This is a genomic window from Pelagimonas sp. (assembly GCF_050633425.1).
Classification (GTDB): domain Bacteria; phylum Pseudomonadota; class Alphaproteobacteria; order Rhodobacterales; family Rhodobacteraceae; genus Pelagimonas.
In genome coordinates this window covers 234,573-255,366 of sequence record NZ_JBOEGM010000002.1, presented here as the reverse complement: position 1 = coordinate 255,366, position 20,794 = coordinate 234,573, and the positions used below count along the sequence as shown (strand labels likewise).

The window sequence follows — 20,794 nt, the reverse complement described above, 5'->3', positions numbered from 1 at the left end:
CTTAAATCTCGGCCAAGAATGTCTCTCCGACGGTGGTCTCACACGCACCGGGCGAGTCTTCGGCACTCAGCACTTTAACGACCCCGTCTTCAACCAACATCGCGTAACGCTGGGACCGGTCGAACAAACCGACCACCGGTGCAGAGAACTCCATGCCGATGGCCTTGGTGAATTCACAAGCGGAATCACCCAGCAATGTCACCCCAGCCTCTTTTGCTCCATTGGCTTCATCCCACGCCTGCATCACAAACGGATCGTTGACCGACAGGCAGATGATCTCTTCCACGCCTTTGTCAAAAAAACCCTGTGCGCTGCGCATAAAGCTGGGCAGATGCGTGGCGGAACAGGTGCGCGAAAACGCCCCCGGCAGGCCAAAAATCACCACTTTGCGCCCCTTTGTCAGGCTACTGAGTGCCAATTGCTCGGGTCCGTCGCCGCCAAAGCGGCTGAGCTGCGCGTCGGGTAATGTGTCACCTACTGAAATCGTCATATTGGTCCTGTTCCTTGCGATTGCGTTCCTTGCGCTTTGGACGATAGGTTGCAGGAAAACAAAGGCAAGGATGAATGCATGTCAAAAGTAGTTGTGATCGGAGCAGGACAGGCAGCGGCGTCTACGGTGGCCCGGCTGCGCAGCAAAGGATTTGACGGCGACATTACCCTGTTTGGCGATGAGCCTCAGCCCCCCTATCAGCGCCCCCCTTTGTCCAAAGCCTATCTGCTCGGCGACATGGCGCTTGAGCGTTTGTTTCTGCGCCCCGAAACTTTTTACGGCGAAAACAGCATTGATCTGCGAACTGGTGTTCGGGTCGAAGCCGTGGACCCAGCCGCCAAAACCATCACTGCGGCGGGCGAGAATCACAGCTATGACCATTTGATCTTTTGCACCGGGTCAGAACCGCGCCGTCTGCCGGCCGCCATTGGTGGTGATTTGGACGGCGTGTTTGTTGTCCGAACGCTGGCAGATGTGGATGACATGGCCCCGCATTGCAAAGACGGTGCCCGCGTGTTGATCGTTGGCGGCGGCTACATTGGCCTCGAGGCCGCAGCGGTCGCGTCAAAACTGGGTCTCAACGTCACCTTGGTCGAAGCCGCTGACCGGATTCTGCAGCGGGTTGCAGCCCCTGAAACATCCGATTTTTTCCGCGACTTGCACACCTCTCATGGTGTTGATCTGCGCGAAGGCTGTGGCCTTGTTAAACTGACCGGCGACGGCGCTGTCAGCGGTGCGGAACTGACCGATGGAACGACTCTGGACGTCGATTTTGTCATTGTCGGCGTTGGGATTACTCCGGGCATTGGTTTGGCCGAAGCTGCCGGAGTTGCCATCGACAATGGGATCAAGGTCAATACCTATGGCCAGACCTCTGACCCATCCATTTGGGCCGCCGGTGATTGCGCCTCTTATCCCGGGGCAGGCGGGCAGATGCGGTTAGAAAGCGTTGGGAACGCCGTCGATATGGGCGAGCTGGTGGCCGATAATATCATGGATGCGGGCCGTGAATACGTCGCCAAACCGTGGTTTTGGTCTGATCAATATGACGTCAAACTCCAGATTGCAGGGCTTAATACCGGCTATGACCGGGTCGTTGTCCGTGATGCTGGTGATGGACCGCGCTCCCATTGGTATTACGCGGGCGACACCCTGCTGGCCGTCGATGCAATGAATGACCCGCGTGGCTACATGGTTGGAAAACGCTTGATCGAGGCCGGAAAATCCCCGGCACCTGATCAAATTGGGGACGCCTCCAGTGATCTCAAGGCTCTGTTAAAAGCGTGAGAATCATCGCGGGAGAGTATCGCGGTCGTCGTTTGGCGACGATTGGCAAAGGGGATGCAGGTGCTCATCTGCGCCCCACCACCGACCGGGTGCGAGAAAGCCTTTTTAACGCGCTTGAGGGCGGCAAATTTGGTGATCCGATTGACAACACGCGTGTGCTTGATCTCTTTGCGGGCACCGGCGCTTTGGGGCTTGAGGCCCTGTCGCGCGGGGCTGCGCATGTGACCTTTGTTGACGATGGTCGCATCGCAGGAAAACTGATCCGCGACAACATCAACACCCTTAACTGCAAAGCACAATCCAAGCTGATCTCGCGCGACGCCACCCGTCTGCCTGACGCCCCAGCCCCCTGCGAATTGGTGTTTTTGGATCCACCTTATGGGCAGACGCTGGGTGACAAAGCTTTGGCAAGCGCCGCCGCATCCGGCTGGATCGCAACAGGGGCTCTCATCGTCTGGGAAGAAAACGCAGCCCAAGCCCCCCCGACCGGATACGAGCTTTTGGATCAACGCCGATATGGCGATACGTGGATCACGTTTCTCAGCGCTGAATAGGCTTCAAAACCGAAGACGCCCGCCACAAGCCCTCACTCGGACGAGTTCCGTCTGGATTATTATGCCCCCATATGCATAATCAAATTCAAATCTATGCATGAGGAGGCAAGCATGTCGCTATTTCACCCCACCCGCCGTGACATTCTTCGAATGGCCGGGGCGATGCCCGCTCTGACATTGCCCGCACTTGCCAATGCGGAGCTCGGTGCGCCGAGCCTCTCTGATCCGACCCTCACAAACCCAAGCCATTTTCGCTTTACTCTGGGGTCCGCCAAGCTGACGGTGGTTTCAGACGGCCATTTGGCGACCCCCACCACAGGGCTTGGCGTCAATGCCGATCCCGCCGAAGTTCAGGCATTCCTCACCCGCCATTTCCTATCTCCAACAACGAATTACAGCCACACCAACCACCTTCTGATCGAATTGGGCGATGCCAAGATTTTGGTCGACGTCGGCTCAGGCGACCGGTTTCTCGACACGGCGGGGCGGTTGATGTCTAATCTTGAAACCGCAGGGATCGACGCCTCTGACATCACCCATGTGGTCATCACACATGCCCACCCCGATCATATTTGGGGTGTGCGCGACGACTTTGATGAGGCGATCATCCCGGATGCTCAGTATTTGATCGGCGGTGCCGAGCGAGATTACTGGATGCAAGACGGCTTGCTCACCTCGGCACCGGCCGAAGCACAGCAATTCATTGCAGGGGCGCAAAACTCGATCAATGTCGATGGGGCCGACTGGCAGCTTTTATCCAATGATCAAGAGATCGCGCCAGGCGTTCGTGTCATTGACACCCCCGGCCACACGCCGGGGCACATGGCCGTTGTGGTGGAATCTGATGGCCAGCAGTTGATTGCGCTTGGCGATTCAATGAACCACGCTTGGATGAACTTTGCCCATCCCGATTGGGTCAATGGCTTCGATATGGATGGTGACATGACGGCCGCCACGCGCATGCGCTTGCTTGATATGGCCGCGACCGATCAGATGGCAGTCCTTGGCTATCACTTCCCGTTTCCCGGTGTCGGTCACGTGCTCAAGGATAGCGACGCCTACCATTTTGTTCCCGCGATGTGGCAGTGGTAGCCGCGCGGATGTCGCCCAACACCTAGGGGTTGAGTGCATTCATTATTCAGCACAGGGCCAGAGCCTATTGGTTAGCACCAGCAGTGTGACAGCGCTGTGCTCACCTCTTGTCTGTTGCCTCTGAACCAAAAACGCGCGAAAGCCCGCCATCCCGCACAGTCCTGCCTTGCCCTGCCCTGCAAACCGTGATGTGAAAACGCCCTCTTTCTGGAAACGATATTCCAATCAAAAGGCGGTTTCTTTTGCGTCACTCAATCCTTGTTCTGGTCCTTTCCTGCTTTGCTTGGACAGCCTGCGACACAGGTGTCAGCCCGACAAGATGAGCACAATACCATTGCTCAACTGGCAAAAGACAACAGCGTCAAAACCCGCCCCTATCTGCGCTCATCACGCTCGGGATAGCGCGAAAACTCTGGACGACTGCTTCGCTGCCAGCGTTGAACACACAATAGACAAGCGTCTCGTTGCCAAAATCCGCCGATATCCGGGTAATATCCTGAAATCTAAAGGCGTTACAGCTCATCTCGACAGGCGAGTCCGAGAATACGGTTGCTTGATCGGAGCCGTTGGAAAACCACCAGAGCTAAGCCAAAATCTGGCTTTGCCCTGGGTCAAAACACGGAGCGCCTACAAATCATGGGAGCCTCTTGAGGCCCCGGATCGGCTGTCCGCCTGATCTATATCACCCGATAGCGAAAAGAGTGTGGCCCTATTGCAGGGCCAAAACCCTACCCCTTGCTATAGGTCGGATGGAACATTCCGCCGGGGGACAGGGTGAAGATTTCACAACCATCCGCAGTCACACCAATCGAATGTTCGAACTGTGCCGACAGGGATTTGTCCCGCGTCACTGCGGTCCAATCGTCCTGCAAAACTTTGGTTTCCGGGCGGCCTAGATTGATCATGGGTTCGATGGTGAAAAACATCCCTTCTTCAAGGGTCTCGCGACTGCCTTCGCGCCCATAATGCAAAACATTGGGCGGCGCATGGAACACCCGGCCAAGGCCGTGCCCACAGAAATCCCGCACAACCGACATCCGTTGCGATTCTGCATACGACTGGATCGCGTGACCAATATCACCAAAGGTATTGCCCGGTTTAACCGCATCGATTCCCATCATCAGGGCATCATGGGTCACCTGAATCAATCGCTCGGCCTTGCGCGACAGTTTACCCGCCACATACATGCGCGAGCTGTCGCCAAACCAACCGTCTGCAATCACAGTCACGTCAATATTCAGGATATCGCCGTCTTTAATCTTTTTGTCACCGGGGATGCCATGACAAACCACGTGATTGACGCTGATACAGCTGGCATGCTGATAGCCCTTATAGCCGATCGTGGCCGAGGTTGTGCCCAGTTCTTCGACCCGCTTGCGAATGAAATCATCAATCGCGCCAGTGGTTTGGCCGACAAAAACATGGTCGGCCACTTCGTCCAAAATCTGCGCCGTAATCTGCCCAGCCTTATGCATTCCGGCAAAATCGCCCGGCTGATAAATACGGATTCCGTCGCGGGTGACGCGGCCTTTATCGTCGCTCAAGATACGCTCCATCAAAACTTTGGCGATACTTAAGGGCTTTGGCGCGCCAAGACCAGAGCAAAGCCCTTTTCGTCGCAGCTCAATGCCCCTAAAGATCGGGCAAAGGAGCCCCCAAATGTCCCATATCACCCTTGTTCGCCACGGTCAGGCCAACACCGAAGCCCGCGATGAAATCAGTTATGACAAGCTGAGCGATCTTGGGTGGCAACAAGCGCGCTGGCTCGGTGATCATTTTCGCCAAACGGGTGAGGTGTTCGCCCGTGTCTATACAGGCACCTTGACGCGCCATATCGAAACCGCCACCGGCATTGATGCCGACTGCCCTGCTGAGATGGTCCATGACCCGCGTCTCAATGAAATGCAATATTTCGACGTTGCCCAGCGCCTTGAGCAACAACACGGATTAGCAATTCCTAAAGAACGTGAAGGGTTTATCGAACATCTGCCCGTTTTGTTTCGCTATTGGCAAGAAGACCGGATCGAAGATGTTCCAGAGACGTTTGCCGCTTTTGAAACCCGCGTGAATGACGCAATGACCGAAATTGCTGCTGGCGAGGGCCGGGCGTTGGTGGTCACATCGGGCGGATTAATCGGTATGGCCATGCGTCTGATTCTGCGCCTTGATATTGATGCGCTGTCGCATATGTGCCTGTCGATCGAAAACAGCTCCTTGCACCGGGTGCAGCCCTTGACCACCGGGCTGGCAATGACCCAATTTAACGCCATTCCGCATTTGGACACGCCGGAACGCGCGTTTGCCCGCAGCCACCTATAAGGGTACGCCCAAAATTCGTGCACGAATTCTTGAAGAATTTTGGAAAATTCTTGCGCCCGGACGCGCGGGTGTGAAATGACCGTTCCGTTGTGATTGCAATGAGGGAGCCGCAATGACTCATCTGTGGATTCGCGCCGAAAGCCGCGCCAACGAAGAACGTGTTGGTATCACGCCCGAAGGTGTCGCCAAGCTGATCGCCAAAGGGTTTCGTGTCACTCTCGAAGACAGTCCCACCCGGATCATGGCAAGCGAGCCTTTTGTTGACGCCGGAGCCGAGCTGGCCCCGGAAGGGAGCTGGCCCGAAGCACCAGGCGACGCCATCATTTTCGGCCTCAAGGAACTGCCCGAGGACGATAAGCCGCTGATCCACCGCCACATCATGTTTGGCCATGCCTACAAGGGCCAAGAGGCCGGGGCCCGTTTGTTGGCTCGGTTCGCGGCGGGCGGCGGCGCGCTGTATGATCTGGAGTATTTGATTGCTCAAGATGGTCGCCGGGTTGCCGCCTTTGGCTATTGGGCGGGATATGCGGGGGCCGCCGTATCGCTTCTGGCATGGGCGGCGCAGCAACAGGGCGGCACTTGCCCGCCTGTCTCGACCTGGCCCAATTCCGAGAGCCTGCAAGCCGAGCTGAAGGCCGCCCTTGACCGCGCCAGCGACCAACGCCCCACCGCCCTCGTCATAGGGGCGCTTGGCCGTGTTGGTACTGGCGCGCGCGATCTGTGCAAACAGATGGGGGTTACCACCACCGATTGGGACATGGCCGAAACCGCATCTGGCGGGCCATTTCCGCAAGTGTTGGAACATGATCTGTTCTTCAACTGCATCCTTGCCACCCCCGGTTGCCCGGTCTTTGTCCCCCAAAGTGCCAAAACAGATCTGCGCCGTCTGGCCGTGATCGGTGACATCGCCTGTGATCCACAAAGCGAATTCTCTCCCGTCAAAGTCTATGACCTTGAAACCACTTGGAAAACACCAGTCACCCGTGCCTATGATGCTCCGCCCCTTGACGTTATGGCCATCGACAATTTGCCGTCTTTGCTTCCGCTGGAATCCTCGCAAGATTTCGCAGAGCAGCTCTTGCCCCATCTCGAAACGCTGGACGATCTGGACAGCGGCGTTTGGGGCCGTGCCTTTGATACTTTCAACTCACACAAGCCTGAGGTCTAAAACATGACAATCCATTGGTGTGGCACCGGCCTGTCGGCCATTCCCGGCTTGCGTCGCCTTATCGAAGCGGGCCATCCGGTCACTGTTTGGAACCGGACCCCCGCCAAGGCCCAAGACGCCGTTGGTGATCTGACCCAAGACATCCGCGCCTTTGACATCAAAGCGTTAGAAGCTGATCTACAGGCCGAAGACATCATCGTCTCGATGCTGCCCGGTGACTGGCATGTGCCTTTGGCCGAGCTGGCCATCTCCAAGGCCGCACATTTTGTGTCCTCCTCCTATATCGCGCCCGAGATGCGCGATTTGGATAGCAAAGCGCGTGCCGCAGGCGTTAGGGTGATCAACGAAGTTGGCCTTGATCCGGGCATCGACCATCTGATGGCGCATGCTTTGGTCGCCGATTACAAAGCGTCCCCGGCCTATGACACCGACAACGCCATCAGCTTCACATCCTATTGTGGCGGTGTTCCTAAAATCGCCAATGCCTTTCGCTACAAATTCAGCTGGGCCCCGGTTGGGGTGCTCAAGGCGCTCCGCTCGCCGTCCCGATCCATCCGGCATTTTTCCGAGTTGAACGTCTCCAAACCATGGGATGCGATCACGCGATATGACGCGCCGCTGACCGTGCCGGAAAGCTTTGAGGTGTACCCAAACCGCGACTCATTGCCGTTTATGGAGGAGTATAACTTTGATCCCAAATGGCCGATCAAAGACTTTGTCCGTGGCACCCTGCGCCTGAACGGCTGGGCTGAGGCGTGGAAGGACATCTTTGCCGAAGCGGGCACCGCAAGTGATGAGCGTCTGACCGAAATCGCGGATCAACTGCTCAAGGACAACGCCTATGACCAAGGCGAGCCCGACCGCGTGATTATGTGCGTGTCGTTTATGGCCGAGAAAGACGGTGTTCCGGTCTGGCACAAAACCTATGCGATGGATGCTTGGGGCGATGAGCGCGGCACAGCCATGGCGCGTTTGGTGTCGGTTCCGGTGTCTCTGGCGGTCGAAGCGGTGCTGAACCGCGAAGTTCCGGTTGGCGTCATGGCCGCTCCGTCAGACCCTAAATTGGTGAGCCGCTGGAACGACGAAGTCCAGACATTGGCCCAGCATGTTATGGTCGTCGATCACCTCTAAACTTCGGTGCGAGGGGTAGTAATCCCCCTCGCGCTAGTCATCTGCCGGACGCTTCCAGAGTTTATCGTAGGCTTCCAAATGGTGAGGAAAGAGTTGCTCATACCGCTCTGCCATCATGCCAATAACATCTACGTGTGCAGGTATGTCCATCACACTGTCGTAAATGACGACGTCCTTGCACTCGATAGAATCGCCAAGTTCTTCTCGCACCTCAAATCCGCCAAAGAGAACCACAGGGTCGCTCCGTTTCGAAATGCGCTCAAACCGGTGTTTCAAAGTGGTGAACGTCGCCGTCGTAATGAGAACCCCGTTTGCGCAACCCATCGGGGCATCACCTTCTTCCAGATAAGAATGCCCAATCAGATCGCCCTGATGATACACTGAGAAGCGTTGGGACTTCACTATTCTGCTTTGCCCAATCTCGGTGCAGACCGATCCAGAACCAAATCCGCATCTGAAAACTTGAACGGGCTCCGCACACCGGGGGTGCCATCGGGGTTGATTTGCAGTCCTCGGGCTTGAACCTGTGGGTCGGCAAAGACATCAGCCATGTCATTGATCGGCCCAGCCGGAACCCCTTGGGCTTCACACGCGGCCAGCAGATCTGCCTTGGTCATCGTCGCAGTGGCCGCGGATAGCCGTGCGATCATGGCATCACGATTAGCGACGCGGTCGGCGTTTTTCAGGTAATCTGGGTCAGTTGCCATATCGTCCAATCCCAACAAACCGCACAGCCGTTGGTATTGGCCGTCATTGCCCGTGGCGATGATGATATGACCATCAGCGCAATCAAACACCTGATAGGGCGTCAGGTTCGGGTGGTAGTTCCCGGTGCGGCCCGGAGGTGTTCCGGTGCTGAGATAGTTCATCGATTGGTTGGCCATCGCCGATACCGCACAGTCCAGCAGCGCCATATCAATATGCTGGCCTTTGCCCGTGCGTTCGCGTTGATAGAGCGCCGAGAGGATGCCCGACACCGAATAAAGCCCTGTAAACAAATCGGTAATGGCTACGCCGGCGCGTTGCGGCTGGCCGTCCGGGTCGCCGGTGATCGACATGAAACCGCTCATGCCTTGGATGATGTAGTCATACCCAGCCCGATGCGCATAGGGGCCATCTTGGCCAAAACCAGTGATCGAACAATAGATCAGACGTGGGTTCACAGCCGCCAGACTATCGTAATCCATACCGTATTTTTTCAGCCCGCCGAGCTTGAAGTTTTCAATCAGAATATCCGCGTCAGCAACCAATTCGCGCATCCGATCCTGTCCGGCCTTTGAGGTCAGATCGACGACTTCAGACGCCTTCCCCCGATTGCACGAATGGAAGTAAGCTGCCGAGGTATCGTCCTCACGCTCAATAAACGGAGGGCCCCATTGGCGCGTATCATCGCCAGCGGGGCTCTCAATCTTTATCACCTCTGCGCCAAGATCAGCCAAGGTTTGGCCAGCCCAAGGGCCCGCCAGAATGCGTGCCAATTCAATGACTTTAACGCCCTCTAACGGGCCCTTTGGTGCTGACGTCATTCTGCTAGTTTTTCGTCCAAAATCACTTTGAAATCGGCATAGCTCATGTTCGAGTATTTCTCGCCGTTGATGATAAAGGACGGGGTCGACGAGATGTCATGCTCGGTCACGTTTTGCTGGTACCACGCCACCAACGTCTGCAACTTGTCGCCATCCGTCAGGCAAGCGTCGATCTGTTCGCTGTCCATACCGGCCAGACGGCCCACTTTGCGCAGTTCATCTGCAATGGCCCCTTCGGATCCGGCCCGCGCCCAGGTGCTTTGCCCCTTCATCATCAGATCGGTCACACCAAAGAATTTCTCAGGCCCATCGCAGCGCGCAATCATCGACGCCCACATGCCGAATTTGTCGAAATACACTTCACGGAAGGTGAAACCGATCTTGCCGGTGTCAATGTAATCGGCCTTCAGCTGCTTGTAGGTGTTTTCATGGAACGACGCGCAATGCGGGCAGGTATAAGACGCATATTCAATGACTTGAACCGATGCATCCGCATTGCCTTCGATCATTTCGATCACGCTGGATGTGTCCACATCCGACGCCTGCGCATTGGCCGCGCCAGGAAGGGCGGTTGTCCCGGGGGCCGCGCCTTGGGTCATGTACCAGGCTCCGCCTGCGATCAGGGCCAACGCAACAGCGCCCGCCGGAAGGATCTTGTTCATCATTCTTGTCTCTTCCTCTCTGGTGACAGTCCGGGCTTAAATCCGGTTGCCTTTCGATATGACGTTTGTTGCCAGCCGTTCAAGCGCCGCGCGCAAGCCATCATCGGCAACATCATGTGTCGCGGTCTGCGCCTTGGCCACCGTTTCCGGGCTAGGAGCCATTCTTTCCGCTTTTTTACGATGGGTGAAATCCACCTGCCCTTCGGCAAAACCGGTTTTCGCGGTTTGGGTCACCCGAATACGTGCAATCGCGTTATAGCCATACACCGCGTTGATCTTGGTGCGCAGCTCTTCCCGCTTCATTTGCAACAAAGGCGCATTGGCCCCGTTGGTCAGCACCGACAATGTTGCCCCAAACCCACCCCGGCCATAACTAATATCAACGGGGCGCGACATGGCGGCAATATCGGTGCCAACGATTTCTTCCCAATGGGTTAGCACCCGACTTTGCGCAAATCCACGGCTCTCAGATGCCGCGCGGACTTGCTTTTGCAGCAAGTTCGACGTGCGGGCAAAGCCATAAGTGGTTGTCTTGCGCTTCGACATAGTGTGAATCCCTTTGACCGGCGCTATTGTAATGCGCTGGAGGATGGGTGCCAGCCCCATCTCTAAATAATGTGTGTGATGAATCAAAGGAAACTCACCATTGCGTGACTTGCCGAGATCGGACGAGCTTTTGACATGGTATGACCGCCATGCCCGCGACCTGCCATGGCGTGTGTCGCCTGCAGCCCGTATGGCGGGGGTTGTCCCCGATCCTTATCGGGTCTGGATGTCAGAAATCATGTTGCAACAAACCACGGTTGTTGCCGTCAAAAGCTTTTTCGAAGCCTTTACGACCCGATGGCCAACAGTTGGTGATCTCGCTGCGGCCGAAGACGCTGACGTCATGGCCGCATGGGCCGGGCTTGGCTATTACGCCCGCGCACGCAACCTGCTCAAATGTGCGCGGGTTGTTGCCACCGAGTATAATGGGGTCTTTCCGAACGATCATGCTGAGCTTTTGAAACTGCCCGGCATCGGCCCCTATACGGCCGCCGCAATCTCTTCGATTGCCTTTGATGCACCAGAAACCGTGCTGGATGGCAATGTTGAGCGGGTTATGGCGCGAATCTTTGATGATCACACCCCGCTTCCTCAGGCCAAGCCGATCTTTCACGGCTACGCGGCCAAACTCACCCCCACGCAACGCCCCGGTGACTATGCCCAGGCCGTGATGGATTTGGGGGCCACGATCTGCACCCCCAAAAACCCGGCCTGCGGGTTATGCCCTTGGCGTAGCAACTGTGCCGCCTGGGAGGCCGGGACAGCCGCAGACCTGCCTAAAAAGACGCCCAAAAAACGCAAACCCACCCGGCTCGGCATCGCCTATCTGGCCCGGCGTGTGGATGGCGCTTGGTTGCTGGAAACCCGGCCAGATAAGGGCTTGCTTGGCGGCATGCTCGGGTGGCCAGGGTCTGACTGGGGTGATGATCCGCAAGAGGCCCCGCCCATCCGCGCCGAATGGAAAGAGGTTGCCGGCGAGGCGCGCCACACCTTCACGCATTTCCATTTGCGCCTGCGGGTGATGACCGCACTTGTGCCGATGGATCGCTCAGCCACACGCGGTAATTTTGTTGTCCCACAAGAGTTTGACCGCGAAAACCTACCCACCGTGATGCGCAAAGCCTATGATCTGGCCAAATCTATGTGACGCAGCGCTCTGCCTTGCCATAGCGCCGCGATAGGGCCAGTGTTCGCCCAGCTATGACAGGAACCCAAAATGCCCCCTGCACCGACATCCGCAAAGATCCCCGCCGATAAGATCGCAAAATTCAGCTCGGCCTTGCCGTTCTTTTTGTCGTTTATCTTGATCCCCTTGGTCTGGTTCGGAGCGCTGATGGGCGGTTGGTGGGTTGTGGTGACGCCGCTGGTCACGTGGTATTTGTTTTCATCTATCGACCTTCTGGTCGGGCTAAACACCGAAAACGCCGATCTCGAAACCACAGATGATCAGCTCTTTTGGTACAAATTGCTCACTCAAATTTGGGTGCCGATCCAGTTTTTGACCATGATGGGCCTGATCGCCTACACCGTGCGCGCCGATCATCTTGGCGGATGGGAAGTCTTTGGCGTGATGTTCGGCGTTGGTGTCATGAGCGGCACAGTCGGCATCGTCTACAGCCACGAGCTCATGCATCAAAAGAACAATTTCGAACGCCTGCTTGGGGATTTGCTGATGGCGATGGTGCTCTATTCGCATTTCCGCTCTGAGCATTTGTTGGTCCATCACCGCTATGTCGGCACCCCACGCGATCCGGTCACAGCCCGCTATAACGAAGGGTTTCACCGGTTTTACCCACGTGTTCTGCGCGAAAGTCTTGTGTCGTCGTTCAAAGCCGAACGGGACATGCTGGCGCGCAAGCAACTGCCTTGGCATGACACGTCCAATCCGTTCTGGCGGTATTGGGGGTTACAACTTGTGATGCTGATAAGCGCACTGATTGTAGGTGGTTGGCTGGGCATGGGGCTGTTTGTTGTTCAGGCGTTTGTCGCGATTTGGCAACTTGAGGTGGTCAATTACTGTGAACATTATGGCTTGACCCGCAAGCATTTGGGCGACGGCAAATATGAACATGTCAAACCGCATCACAGCTGGAATTCCGCTCATAAAGCCACCAATTGGCTGATGATCAACCTACAGCGCCATTCCGATCACCACTACAAACCGGATCGCCGCTTTCCATTGCTGCAAAACTATTCGGCTGACGAGGCCCCGCAATTGCCACATGGCTATCCATTTATGTCAGTCTGCGCGATGATGCCGCCGCTGTGGAAACGGGTGATGAACCCGCGCGTGAAGCGCTGGCGCCAGACATATTATCCCGAGATCACCGATTGGTCCGACTACAACAAACACAAAACCCCAATGCCGAGGTAGTTTTGCGCACAGGATTTGATTGGGGCGTGGTGTCGAAGGCTTCGCGGCATTCCGAAACGGTTGTGTGATCGAACAGCCCTGCCCCGCGATCTCTTTTGAAGCGAAGACACAGGGCCCCAACGAACACCCGCCAGACCGACCACGAATTTTCGCCGAAAATTCGCCCCCGCCGCAAAGGTCGCACCCTGTCTTCGTTGGGGTGACAAGTCGTCTTCGCAGCGCTAGAAGGCCCGCAAACAGGACCTTTATTCAAGGAATGCATCATGACAACGCTGGTATTTGGCCACAAATCCCCCGACACCGATTCCACCGGCAGCCCAATCATCTGGGCGTGGTATCTAAACGAGATCAAAGGCGGTGACGCCGAGGCGGTTTTGCTCGGTGAGCCAAACACCGAAGCCGCCTGGATGCTGAAGCGTTGGGACCTGCCCAAGCCGCGCATCATTTCCGATGTCGAAGACGCCCAGGCCTGTGTCATCGTTGACACCAACAACCCCGCCGAACTGCCCGCCAATATCAATGGTGCCGACGTTCAGGCCATCATCGACCACCACAAGCTGGTTGGCGGCCTGGAAACCAAAGGTCCAATCGACATCACCATCCGTCCTTTGGCCTGCACAGCCACCATCATGTATGACCTGATGGGCGACGACACCGCCAAAATGCCCGACTGGGTCAAAGGCGCGGCGCTGACCTGCATCTTGTCTGACACGCTTGAGTTCCGCTCGCCGACAACCACCGACCGCGACCGCGAAGTTGTTGCGGCGCTGGCAAGCGATCTGGGCATCAACGTCACCGAATACGCTGCTGAAATGTTTGCTGCGAAATCCGACGTCTCGGCATTCTCCGACGCCGATCTGATCCGAATGGACAGCAAGGAATACGCTGTCGACGGTGTGAAATTCCGCGTCTCGGTTCTCGAAACCACTGCGCCAAACATCCCGCTGGATCGCAAAGCCTCGATCATGGAGACCTATGCAACCGTTCAGGCCGAAGACGGCGTTGATCAGGTTTTGCTGTTTGTTGTCGACATCCTGAAAGAAGAAGCGACCCTGTTGGTCCCCAACGACGTGATCAAAACTGTTGCAGAGAAGAGCTTTGGCGCAACGGTAGACGGCGACACCGTTGTTCTTCCCGGCGTTATGAGCCGCAAAAAGCAGATCATTCCAAACCTCAAAGTTTGATGTGACGTTACGCCAGGAGGGGGCCGCCCCCTCTTGGCAAGACACGGCCTAAGCCGGGGCGTGAAACGGCACCGATGTTCCCAGACCAACGCCGCCGGGCGACAGCTTGCAGTCAAAACTGAGAACCTCAACCCCATGCGCCATGGCATCGCCAAAGGCAGCCGCATATTTGGGGTCAATATCAGCGGCCAGCGTCAACGCCGTGCAATCGGTCCGTTGAACCAAATACAGCATCACCGCGCGATGACCCGCCTGCGCCATATTTGACAATTCTGCCAGATGCTTGGCCCCGCGCGCAGTGACGCTATCGGGGAACTCTGCCAAAGCCGGTTGGCGCGACAGAGTCACTGATTTCACCTCGACATAGCAATCTGGCCGCGCGGACCCGGTGAGCAGGAAATCAATCCGGCTGTTCTCACCATATTTGACCTCTGGCCGGACCAAATCATAGCCGTCCAACCCCGGCACCTGCCCCGCCATCAGAGCCGCCTTGAGCATCTTGTTGGGCACTCCGGTATCCACACCGATAAAATGCCCGTCCTGCTGTTCAATCAGCCGCCACGCAAATTTCAGCTTTCGTTTCGGATCATCATTGGGCTCAAGCCAGACCCGCAACCCCGGATCCTTCATCCCCAGCATCGATCCGGGATTGGCCACATGGGCGGTGATCTCGCGCCCGTCGTCCAGCCGGCAATCGGCCAAAAACCGTTTGTAGCGGCGGAGCAAGGTGGCGGGGATCAAAGGCTCTGTAAATTCCATGGTGCCTTTCCTAACCTCCACGCCGCGCGGTGAAAAGCCACCCTTGCAGCCACGCCGCGGCCCGCTATCCTGCGCGAAACTCAAAGGAGACCTCCCATGACCAATCCCAGCGCCGCCATGCTTGTCATCGGAGATGAAATCCTGTCGGGGCGAACCCGTGATGCCAATATGTATTATCTGGCTGGTGAGTTCACCAAACATGGCATTGATCTCAAAGAAGTCCGGGTTGTGTCGGATGACCCCGATGCGATTGTCGGGGCGCTCAATGATCTGCGCCGCGCCCATGATCAGGTGGTGACCTCCGGTGGCATCGGTCCGACCCATGACGACATCACCGCCGATTGTGTGGCGCAGGCCTTTGGCGTCACTGTTGATGTGCGGGATGATGCCCGCGCCTTGCTTCAGGCGCATTATGACCGCCAAGGCACCGAGCTGAATGCCGCCCGCCTGCGTATGGCCCGCATACCTGAAGGCGCAACCCTGATCGACAATCCGGTCTCCATCGCCCCCGGTTTCACCATCGAAAACGTCCATGTTATGGCGGGCGTTCCTGCGGTGTTTCAGGCGATGGTCGCCAGCCTGCTGCCCAATCTGACCGGCGGTGCGCCGCTGCTAAGCCAATCGCTCAGAATTTTTCGTGGCGAGGGCGAAATCGCCGAACCACTTGGCAAGCTCGCCCAAGATTACCCTGACCTCTCCATCGGCTCTTATCCTTTTCAAAAGGATGGGATTTACGGAGCCAATGTGGTGATCCGCGGTGCCGATGGCGCACAGGTCGATCACGCGATGGCCGTGCTTTCGACGCTCTTCCCAGACACCTGAATTTAGGCAGAGCGTGGCTCTCTGCGCGTCAATACTGCCAAAGCCCAGTCTCGCGCATGGACAGCGGCGCGAGGTCGGGCCATAAACGGAGCGTGACGACACATTCAAACTTGGACATGCCCACCGCTGAGCGTCTTTTCGCTGCGGTAGACGGCACATGGCCCGCCGCCGCGCTGGTGGAAGCGGGCCCTTGGCTTTTGCGCGAAGGGCGTGGGGGCGGCAAACGCGTTTCCGCCGCAACCACACGGGCCGCATGGCGCCCCGATGACCTAAGCGCCGCCGAAAGCGCCATGCGTTTGATGGGTCAAGATCCGCTGTTTATGATTCGCGGCGGTGACGAGGCGCTGGACCAAGCCCTTGAGACACGCGGCTATGACGACGTCGATCCGACCAACATACGCCTGGCCCCCATTGGTCGGCTTACCGACCGCGCCTTGCCCCCTGTCACCGCCTTTTCGGTCTGGGAACCCTTGGCTGTGATGCATGAAATCTGGGACGAAGGCGGGCTTGACCCCGCCCGTTTGCGGATCATGGACCGCTGCACCGCGCCTAAAATTGGGCTTTTTGGCCGGGTGAGCGACCGCCCTGCCGGCAGCGGGTTTTGCGCAATTCATGATGGCATCGCGCTGGTGCATGCGCTTGAAATACGCAAGGATCATCGCGGCAAAGGGCTTGGGGCCTGGATGATGCGCTGCGCCGCCCTCTGGGCCGAGCGCAAAGGCGCACACTGGATTGGCGCGCTGGTCACTCAGGCCAATGACCACGCCAACGGGCTCTACGCCTCACTCGACTTAAACACCGTTGGACATTATCATTATCGCATCCTCCGGGACGATGCTGAAAGCGAGGACTCGTGACACAAAAGCAGCCCCAAGACACGCCCAAGGACCAGACCCAAGACCAGGCCCAAGACCAGCCCACCGCACTCAATCTGCCCATGGCCGATCCTTTGCCCGCCGAAACACAAAAGTATTTCGACATTTGTCAGGACAAGCTGGGCATGGTGCCCAACGTCCTGCGCGCCTATGCATTTGATGTTGAAAAACTCAACGCATTCACCCCGATGTATAACGACCTGATGTTGGCCGACAGCGGGCTTAGCAAGCTGGAACGTGAATTGATTGCCGTGGTGGTTTCGTCGATCAACAAGTGTTTCTACTGCCTGACCGCCCACGGAGCCGCCGTGCGCGACATGTCGGGTGATCCGATTTTGGGTGAAATGATGGTGATGAACTGGCGGGTTGCTGATCTGTCTGACCGCCAAACCGCAATGCTGGGTTTCGCCGAAAAAATGACAAAAGCCAGCGCCGAAATCATCGAATCCGATCGTCAGGCCCTGCGCGATGCTGGCTTTAGCGACCGTGACATCTGGGACATTGCCAATGTCACCGGCTTTTTCAATATGACCAACCGTGTTGCCAGTGCCACCGATATGCGCCCCAATGACGACTATCACGCACAAAACCGCTAAGGCATCGCTGCTGGCGCTATGGGCTCTCGCGTGTGGCGGCAGCCCGGTTTTGGCTCAGGATTTGGCCCTTCCCAAAGGGGCTAAAATGACCCGCGAGGTGGCGCAGAGCAAAGGGGCCTATGCCCTGCCTATCGGCCCTTGGACCGAAGAGGGCGGCCTGCCCAGTCGCCGCATCGAAGGCGCGGTGAACGTGCAATCCTGGCGTATCGACGCCACCGGCCTGACATCATTGCAGTTGCTGACACCTTTGCGCGACCAGCTGCGTGAGGGTGGGTTTGACATTGAATTTGATTGCATTTCAGCGGCTTGCGGCGGATTTGACTTCCGGTTTCAGACCTTTGTGCTGCCTGGGCCGGATATGTATGTCAGCCTGACAGACTACCACTTTATCGCGGCCACCGGCCCCAAAGGCCAAGCGATCTCATTGTTGGCAAGCAAAGATCAACGCGCGGGTTACGTGCAAATCATTCGCGCGGGCGATACGATTGGATCGGTCCGAGCGACGGCCAAACCCGTTGCAGCAGCCGTGGTCACAAACAGCGACTTCGCCAGCCAACTGGAACAAACCGGACACGCAATTCTAAGCGATCTGGTCTTTCAAACCGGCTCATCGTCACTGGGGGATGGCTCAGCCGAGTCGCTGGATGCCATAGCGGACTATCTCACATCCAATCCCAGTCGCCGTATTCTCTTTGTTGGTCACACAGATGCGGTTGGCTCATTGGAAGGAAACCAGGCCTTGTCGCGTAAACGCGCCTCTGCCGCAGTGACCTACCTGCGTGACCGTCACAATATCCCAGCTGAACAAATCGGGGCTGATGGTGTTGGTTATCTGTCGCCCGTGGCCAGCAACCTCACCCCGGAAGGGCGCAAAGCAAATCGTCGAATCGAAGCCGTTCTCATTTCGACGGAATAAACCCAAAACGCCGACTGGCCCCAGTCATCCCCTTTTCAGATCGATTTTTCTCCGAAAAATCCCCGCACTGAGAAGGGCGAACAGCCCCACCCTCACCATCAAGAAGCAAAAAGCCCAGGCCAACCGGCCCGGGCTTAAGACAATCAATCGCTGTGGGTTTACCAGGTCACAGGGCCTTTGTCCGCAAAGGCATGCACCAGGTAATCAATGAACGCGCGCACTTTGGGCTGTGTGAACCGGCCTGGCGGATAAACCGCGTAAATGCCTTGGGTCTCTTGCGGCAAGTCAGGCATGGCATCCTCGACCAGACCGGCTTCCATCGCTTCATGATACAGGTATGACGGCAGGTATGCGATCCCAAGCCCGGCCACACAGGCGTTCAGCAAAGATTGCCCATCATTCACCGTCAACCATCCTGCAGTGCGCACCTGGCGCTTCTCACCCGATGGTGCAGTCAGCTTCCAAACATTGCCCGATGACTGGTTTGAATAGTGCAACAGCTTATGCTCATTCAGATCATCAATCCGCTGCGGGCGTCCGTATTTCTCAAAATAGGCGGGCGACGCAATCATTCGCTTGGAGGTCTCTGTCAGCTTGCGGGCCCGCAGGGTGCTATCTTCCAGCTCCCCAATCCGGATCGCCATATCAAACCCTTCGGAAATCAGCTCAACATAGCGGTTGTTCAACACCATATTCACCGTAATATCCGGGAATTCAGCCAGAAAATCACCAAGTTGCGGGCTCAGATGGTTCACACCAAAATCTGTTGCAACCGAAATCCGCAACAACCCCGACGGCGCGCTTTGCATGGATGTGACCAAGGCATCCGCCTCACCCGCATCATTCAAAACCCGGCGGGCGCGGTCATAATAGGCCAAGCCAATCTCAGTCGGACTGACCCGACGTGTGGTGCGGTTCAGCAACCGTGCCCCAAGGCGCGCTTCCAGCGATGACACATGCTTTGAGACGGCGGATTTTGAAATCCCCATCTTCTTGGCAGCGTCGGTAAAGCCACCTTGGTCCACCACAGTGGCGAACGCTTCCATTTCCGTCAGGCGATCCATGCTCGGGTCCCTCTTCATCTAATTCTTGTGATGAGTTTTGCCGGGACAATCGGGCAGGACTGGGGCAGTGCCGCGACAATATCGGGGTTTTGTTGATCAGTGTTCGCAGCATGGAAACAAGTTGCACAGGGCGCACGAACAATATCTGGTGCCGCCACACCGGTTCTAAAAATGGCGACGCACATGCCCAACACCGTCTATATCGCCACAAGCCTTGATGGCTATATCTCTGATCGCAATGGCGGCTTGGAGTGGCTGTCCCAAGTGCCCAATCCCGATGGCGACGACATGGGGTTTGCCGATTTCATAGCCGGAATTGATGCCATAATCATGGGGCGCACCACCTTTGAGGCCGTTCAGGGCTTTGGCATCGGTTGGCCCTATCCCAAACCGGGGTTCATCCTAAGCACCACCCTGACTTCGGTGCCCGCCCCCTTTGCTGATCACGTCACACTGACCCAAGGCACCCCATCGGAAATCATTGCCCAAGCCAACGCCCTTGGTCACTCGCGGCTCTATATAGATGGCGGTGCCACGATCCGCCGCTTTCTGGATGCCGATCTGATCGATGACATGATCCTCACCGAAGTCCCGGTCCTGCTCGGCGGCGGCACCCGCCTGTTTGACATGTTGGAGAGGGAGTTGGATTTCGAACTGATCGGCGTCGAAACCCTTCTGACGCAAATGGTCAAACGCCACTACCGGCGCAAGCGCCCATAGCCCTAGCGTTTACACCAAGCCCAGATAAAAAAACCAACTACAAAAGAGTAGTAGAGCATCGCTCGGGAGATGTTTTCCTGTGTTTGCTGCTCTGGATCAAACACAAGGATCGCCAACGGGAGGGCGACAAAGAACAAAAAGAAGGAGCCATCCACCCGACCTTAGATGCTTCATGATTTCACCAAAAGTGGGTCAATTGGGCCATGGCCGAATACATCAAGCCAACAGTGCCTTGCGGCACCATTTGGCCTTCATGCATCGCGATCTGTGTTTTCAGCACCTCAACACCATAGGACAAGTGCCGATTGTATAAAACGATCTCAACGCTTCTCACCCCATTCTCAAGGTGGTCAGACCGAAACCCTTGCAAGGCCACACCTCGAAAACTCACAGGATCTGTCCCCAAACATCGCCCCCCATTCTGAGCAAGCAAGGCGCAAAACAACAACCGCTCCGTGAAATACTTGCTCTTCCATTGGCTTCGGGTGGTTGCCAATTCACGGGGAACGACGTCCAGAGTGACCTCAACCTGCCCCTCGCATGTCTTGCAGATCATCACCATTTGACGATCCGAAAAGGTCACGTCCCAATGGCCGGTTGCCTCGATCCAGTCCAGCGCCTGACCATTTTGCAGCCGCTCCATCCGGTTGTCGGACCCCGCAACCGCTGCGCCACACCAAAACAACACTGCCTGAAACACACCGCGCAC

23 protein-coding genes are annotated in these 20,794 nt (G+C 56.8%); 14 read left to right on the top strand and 9 right to left on the bottom strand.

The window, feature by feature from the left end:
• Window position 1: 1 nt before the first annotated feature.
• On the bottom strand, window positions 2-490 hold the full coding sequence (locus ACRBB0_RS01220) for a peroxiredoxin (RefSeq protein WP_431372562.1): 489 nt from the start codon (window positions 488-490) through the stop codon (window positions 2-4).
• Between the two features lie 78 nt (window positions 491-568).
• Here ACRBB0_RS01220 and ACRBB0_RS01215 point away from each other — a divergent pair, with 78 nt between their 5' ends.
• The 3 genes from ACRBB0_RS01215 (at window position 569) to ACRBB0_RS01205 (ending at window position 3,423) form a co-directional block, all read left to right on the top strand.
• Window positions 569-1,777 (top strand): NAD(P)/FAD-dependent oxidoreductase, encoded by a 1,209-nt coding sequence (locus tag ACRBB0_RS01215; protein ID WP_431372561.1) that lies wholly within the window; start codon window positions 569-571, stop codon window positions 1,775-1,777.
• On the top strand, window positions 1,774-2,331 hold the full coding sequence (rsmD, locus tag ACRBB0_RS01210) for a 16S rRNA (guanine(966)-N(2))-methyltransferase RsmD (RefSeq protein WP_431372560.1): 558 nt from the start codon (window positions 1,774-1,776) through the stop codon (window positions 2,329-2,331). Before ACRBB0_RS01215 ends, rsmD begins: the two co-directional genes overlap by 4 nt.
• Before the next feature lie 111 nt (window positions 2,332-2,442).
• Window positions 2,443-3,423 (top strand): MBL fold metallo-hydrolase, encoded by a 981-nt coding sequence (locus ACRBB0_RS01205; protein WP_431372559.1) that lies wholly within the window; start codon window positions 2,443-2,445, stop codon window positions 3,421-3,423.
• 728 nt (window positions 3,424-4,151) lie between these two features.
• Here ACRBB0_RS01205 and map read toward each other — a convergent pair.
• Window positions 4,152-4,967, bottom strand: coding sequence for a type I methionyl aminopeptidase (gene map, locus ACRBB0_RS01200; RefSeq protein WP_431372558.1), 816 nt, complete (start codon window positions 4,965-4,967; stop codon window positions 4,152-4,154).
• A 115-nt stretch (window positions 4,968-5,082) separates the two neighbouring features.
• Here map and ACRBB0_RS01195 point away from each other — a divergent pair, with 115 nt between their 5' ends.
• The 3 genes from ACRBB0_RS01195 to ACRBB0_RS01185 all read left to right on the top strand — a co-directional run bounded on the left by ACRBB0_RS01195 (window position 5,083) and on the right by ACRBB0_RS01185 (window position 8,041).
• The gene (locus ACRBB0_RS01195) at window positions 5,083-5,742 is read left to right on the top strand and encodes a histidine phosphatase family protein (protein WP_431372557.1); all 660 of its coding nucleotides are present in this window, start codon (window positions 5,083-5,085) and stop codon (window positions 5,740-5,742) included.
• Between the two features lie 112 nt (window positions 5,743-5,854).
• Complete coding sequence (locus tag ACRBB0_RS01190; protein WP_431372556.1) at window positions 5,855-6,910, top strand: saccharopine dehydrogenase; 1,056 nt, start codon at window positions 5,855-5,857, stop codon at window positions 6,908-6,910.
• 3 nt (window positions 6,911-6,913) lie between these two features.
• Window positions 6,914-8,041 (top strand): saccharopine dehydrogenase family protein, encoded by a 1,128-nt coding sequence (locus tag ACRBB0_RS01185; protein WP_431372555.1) that lies wholly within the window; start codon window positions 6,914-6,916, stop codon window positions 8,039-8,041.
• Between the two features lie 33 nt (window positions 8,042-8,074).
• Here the strand turns inward: ACRBB0_RS01185 and ACRBB0_RS01180 are convergent, their stop codons facing one another.
• Genes ACRBB0_RS01180 through ACRBB0_RS01165 form a run of 4 tightly spaced genes read right to left on the bottom strand, consistent with a single transcriptional unit; the run spans window position 8,075 to window position 10,775 of the window.
• Window positions 8,075-8,443, bottom strand: a complete 369-nt coding sequence (locus tag ACRBB0_RS01180; protein ID WP_431372554.1) for a hypothetical protein — start codon at window positions 8,441-8,443, stop codon at window positions 8,075-8,077.
• Window positions 8,443-9,567 (bottom strand): CaiB/BaiF CoA transferase family protein, encoded by a 1,125-nt coding sequence (locus tag ACRBB0_RS01175; RefSeq protein ID WP_431372553.1) that lies wholly within the window; start codon window positions 9,565-9,567, stop codon window positions 8,443-8,445. The genes ACRBB0_RS01180 and ACRBB0_RS01175 overlap by 1 nt, the downstream gene beginning before the upstream one ends.
• The gene (locus ACRBB0_RS01170; RefSeq protein WP_431372592.1) at window positions 9,564-10,229 is read right to left on the bottom strand and encodes a DsbA family protein; all 666 of its coding nucleotides are present in this window, start codon (window positions 10,227-10,229) and stop codon (window positions 9,564-9,566) included. Before ACRBB0_RS01170 ends, ACRBB0_RS01175 begins: the two co-directional genes overlap by 4 nt.
• A gap of 36 nt (window positions 10,230-10,265) precedes the next feature.
• A complete protein-coding gene (locus ACRBB0_RS01165) occupies window positions 10,266-10,775 on the bottom strand; it encodes a DUF721 domain-containing protein (RefSeq protein ID WP_431372552.1) in 510 nt (169 codons plus the stop codon).
• Between the two features lie 100 nt (window positions 10,776-10,875).
• Here ACRBB0_RS01165 and mutY point away from each other — a divergent pair, with 100 nt between their 5' ends.
• The 3 genes from mutY (at window position 10,876) to ACRBB0_RS01150 (ending at window position 14,333) form a co-directional block, all read left to right on the top strand.
• Entirely contained in the window at window positions 10,876-11,922 is a 1,047-nt protein-coding gene (gene mutY / locus ACRBB0_RS01160; protein WP_431372551.1) for an A/G-specific adenine glycosylase, read from the top strand.
• A 69-nt stretch (window positions 11,923-11,991) separates the two neighbouring features.
• Entirely contained in the window at window positions 11,992-13,149 is a 1,158-nt protein-coding gene (locus ACRBB0_RS01155) for an alkane 1-monooxygenase (RefSeq protein WP_431372550.1), read from the top strand.
• A 263-nt stretch (window positions 13,150-13,412) separates the two neighbouring features.
• The gene (locus ACRBB0_RS01150; protein WP_431372549.1) at window positions 13,413-14,333 is read left to right on the top strand and encodes a manganese-dependent inorganic pyrophosphatase; all 921 of its coding nucleotides are present in this window, start codon (window positions 13,413-13,415) and stop codon (window positions 14,331-14,333) included.
• Window positions 14,334-14,381: 48 nt separating this feature from the next.
• On the opposite strand, the gene sfsA is transcribed toward ACRBB0_RS01150, so the two are convergent.
• Window positions 14,382-15,092, bottom strand: coding sequence for a DNA/RNA nuclease SfsA (gene sfsA, locus ACRBB0_RS01145; RefSeq protein WP_431372548.1), 711 nt, complete (start codon window positions 15,090-15,092; stop codon window positions 14,382-14,384).
• Window positions 15,093-15,188: 96 nt separating this feature from the next.
• Between sfsA and ACRBB0_RS01140 the strand changes: the two genes are divergently transcribed.
• From ACRBB0_RS01140 to ACRBB0_RS01125, 4 genes are all read left to right on the top strand, one after another.
• On the top strand, window positions 15,189-15,914 hold the full coding sequence (locus ACRBB0_RS01140; RefSeq protein ID WP_431372547.1) for a competence/damage-inducible protein A: 726 nt from the start codon (window positions 15,189-15,191) through the stop codon (window positions 15,912-15,914).
• A gap of 92 nt (window positions 15,915-16,006) precedes the next feature.
• The gene (locus ACRBB0_RS01135) at window positions 16,007-16,771 is read left to right on the top strand and encodes a GNAT family N-acetyltransferase (RefSeq protein ID WP_431372546.1); all 765 of its coding nucleotides are present in this window, start codon (window positions 16,007-16,009) and stop codon (window positions 16,769-16,771) included.
• A gap of 80 nt (window positions 16,772-16,851) precedes the next feature.
• Window positions 16,852-17,385: a peroxidase-related enzyme gene (locus tag ACRBB0_RS01130; protein WP_431372591.1), complete on the top strand. Its 534-nt coding sequence runs from the start codon at window positions 16,852-16,854 to the stop codon at window positions 17,383-17,385.
• Window positions 17,357-18,301, top strand: coding sequence for an OmpA family protein (locus tag ACRBB0_RS01125; protein WP_431372545.1), 945 nt, complete (start codon window positions 17,357-17,359; stop codon window positions 18,299-18,301). The genes ACRBB0_RS01130 and ACRBB0_RS01125 overlap by 29 nt, the downstream gene beginning before the upstream one ends.
• A gap of 158 nt (window positions 18,302-18,459) precedes the next feature.
• On the opposite strand, the gene ACRBB0_RS01120 is transcribed toward ACRBB0_RS01125, so the two are convergent.
• Complete coding sequence (locus ACRBB0_RS01120; RefSeq protein ID WP_431372544.1) at window positions 18,460-19,365, bottom strand: LysR family transcriptional regulator; 906 nt, start codon at window positions 19,363-19,365, stop codon at window positions 18,460-18,462.
• A 183-nt stretch (window positions 19,366-19,548) separates the two neighbouring features.
• Here ACRBB0_RS01120 and ACRBB0_RS01115 point away from each other — a divergent pair, with 183 nt between their 5' ends.
• On the top strand, window positions 19,549-20,085 hold the full coding sequence (locus ACRBB0_RS01115; protein ID WP_431372543.1) for a dihydrofolate reductase family protein: 537 nt from the start codon (window positions 19,549-19,551) through the stop codon (window positions 20,083-20,085).
• A gap of 178 nt (window positions 20,086-20,263) precedes the next feature.
• On the opposite strand, the gene ACRBB0_RS01110 is transcribed toward ACRBB0_RS01115, so the two are convergent.
• Complete coding sequence (locus ACRBB0_RS01110; protein ID WP_431372542.1) at window positions 20,264-20,794, bottom strand: hypothetical protein; 531 nt, start codon at window positions 20,792-20,794, stop codon at window positions 20,264-20,266.

Excerpts from the sequence above, each read along its gene's own strand:
- ACRBB0_RS01220 (WP_431372562.1), bottom strand. The coding sequence starts at position 490 with ATGACGATTTCAGTAGGTGACACATTACCCGACGCGCAGCTCAGCCGC.
- ACRBB0_RS01215 (WP_431372561.1), top strand. The coding sequence starts at position 569 with ATGTCAAAAGTAGTTGTGATCGGAGCAGGACAGGCAGCGGCGTCTACG.
- ACRBB0_RS01205 (WP_431372559.1), top strand. The coding sequence starts at position 2,443 with ATGTCGCTATTTCACCCCACCCGCCGTGACATTCTTCGAATGGCCGGG.
- ACRBB0_RS01195 (WP_431372557.1), top strand. The coding sequence starts at position 5,083 with ATGTCCCATATCACCCTTGTTCGCCACGGTCAGGCCAACACCGAAGCC.
- ACRBB0_RS01190 (WP_431372556.1), top strand. The coding sequence starts at position 5,855 with ATGACTCATCTGTGGATTCGCGCCGAAAGCCGCGCCAACGAAGAACGT.
- ACRBB0_RS01185 (WP_431372555.1), top strand. The coding sequence starts at position 6,914 with ATGACAATCCATTGGTGTGGCACCGGCCTGTCGGCCATTCCCGGCTTG.
- ACRBB0_RS01175 (WP_431372553.1), bottom strand. The coding sequence starts at position 9,567 with ATGACGTCAGCACCAAAGGGCCCGTTAGAGGGCGTTAAAGTCATTGAA.
- ACRBB0_RS01170 (WP_431372592.1), bottom strand. The coding sequence starts at position 10,229 with ATGAACAAGATCCTTCCGGCGGGCGCTGTTGCGTTGGCCCTGATCGCA.
- ACRBB0_RS01165 (WP_431372552.1), bottom strand. The coding sequence starts at position 10,775 with ATGTCGAAGCGCAAGACAACCACTTATGGCTTTGCCCGCACGTCGAAC.
- ACRBB0_RS01155 (WP_431372550.1), top strand. The coding sequence starts at position 11,992 with ATGCCCCCTGCACCGACATCCGCAAAGATCCCCGCCGATAAGATCGCA.
- ACRBB0_RS01150 (WP_431372549.1), top strand. The coding sequence starts at position 13,413 with ATGACAACGCTGGTATTTGGCCACAAATCCCCCGACACCGATTCCACC.
- sfsA (WP_431372548.1), bottom strand. The coding sequence starts at position 15,092 with ATGGAATTTACAGAGCCTTTGATCCCCGCCACCTTGCTCCGCCGCTAC.
- ACRBB0_RS01140 (WP_431372547.1), top strand. The coding sequence starts at position 15,189 with ATGACCAATCCCAGCGCCGCCATGCTTGTCATCGGAGATGAAATCCTG.
- ACRBB0_RS01130 (WP_431372591.1), top strand. The coding sequence starts at position 16,852 with ATGGCCGATCCTTTGCCCGCCGAAACACAAAAGTATTTCGACATTTGT.
- ACRBB0_RS01125 (WP_431372545.1), top strand. The coding sequence starts at position 17,357 with ATGACGACTATCACGCACAAAACCGCTAAGGCATCGCTGCTGGCGCTA.
- ACRBB0_RS01120 (WP_431372544.1), bottom strand. The coding sequence starts at position 19,365 with ATGGATCGCCTGACGGAAATGGAAGCGTTCGCCACTGTGGTGGACCAA.
- ACRBB0_RS01115 (WP_431372543.1), top strand. The coding sequence starts at position 19,549 with ATGCCCAACACCGTCTATATCGCCACAAGCCTTGATGGCTATATCTCT.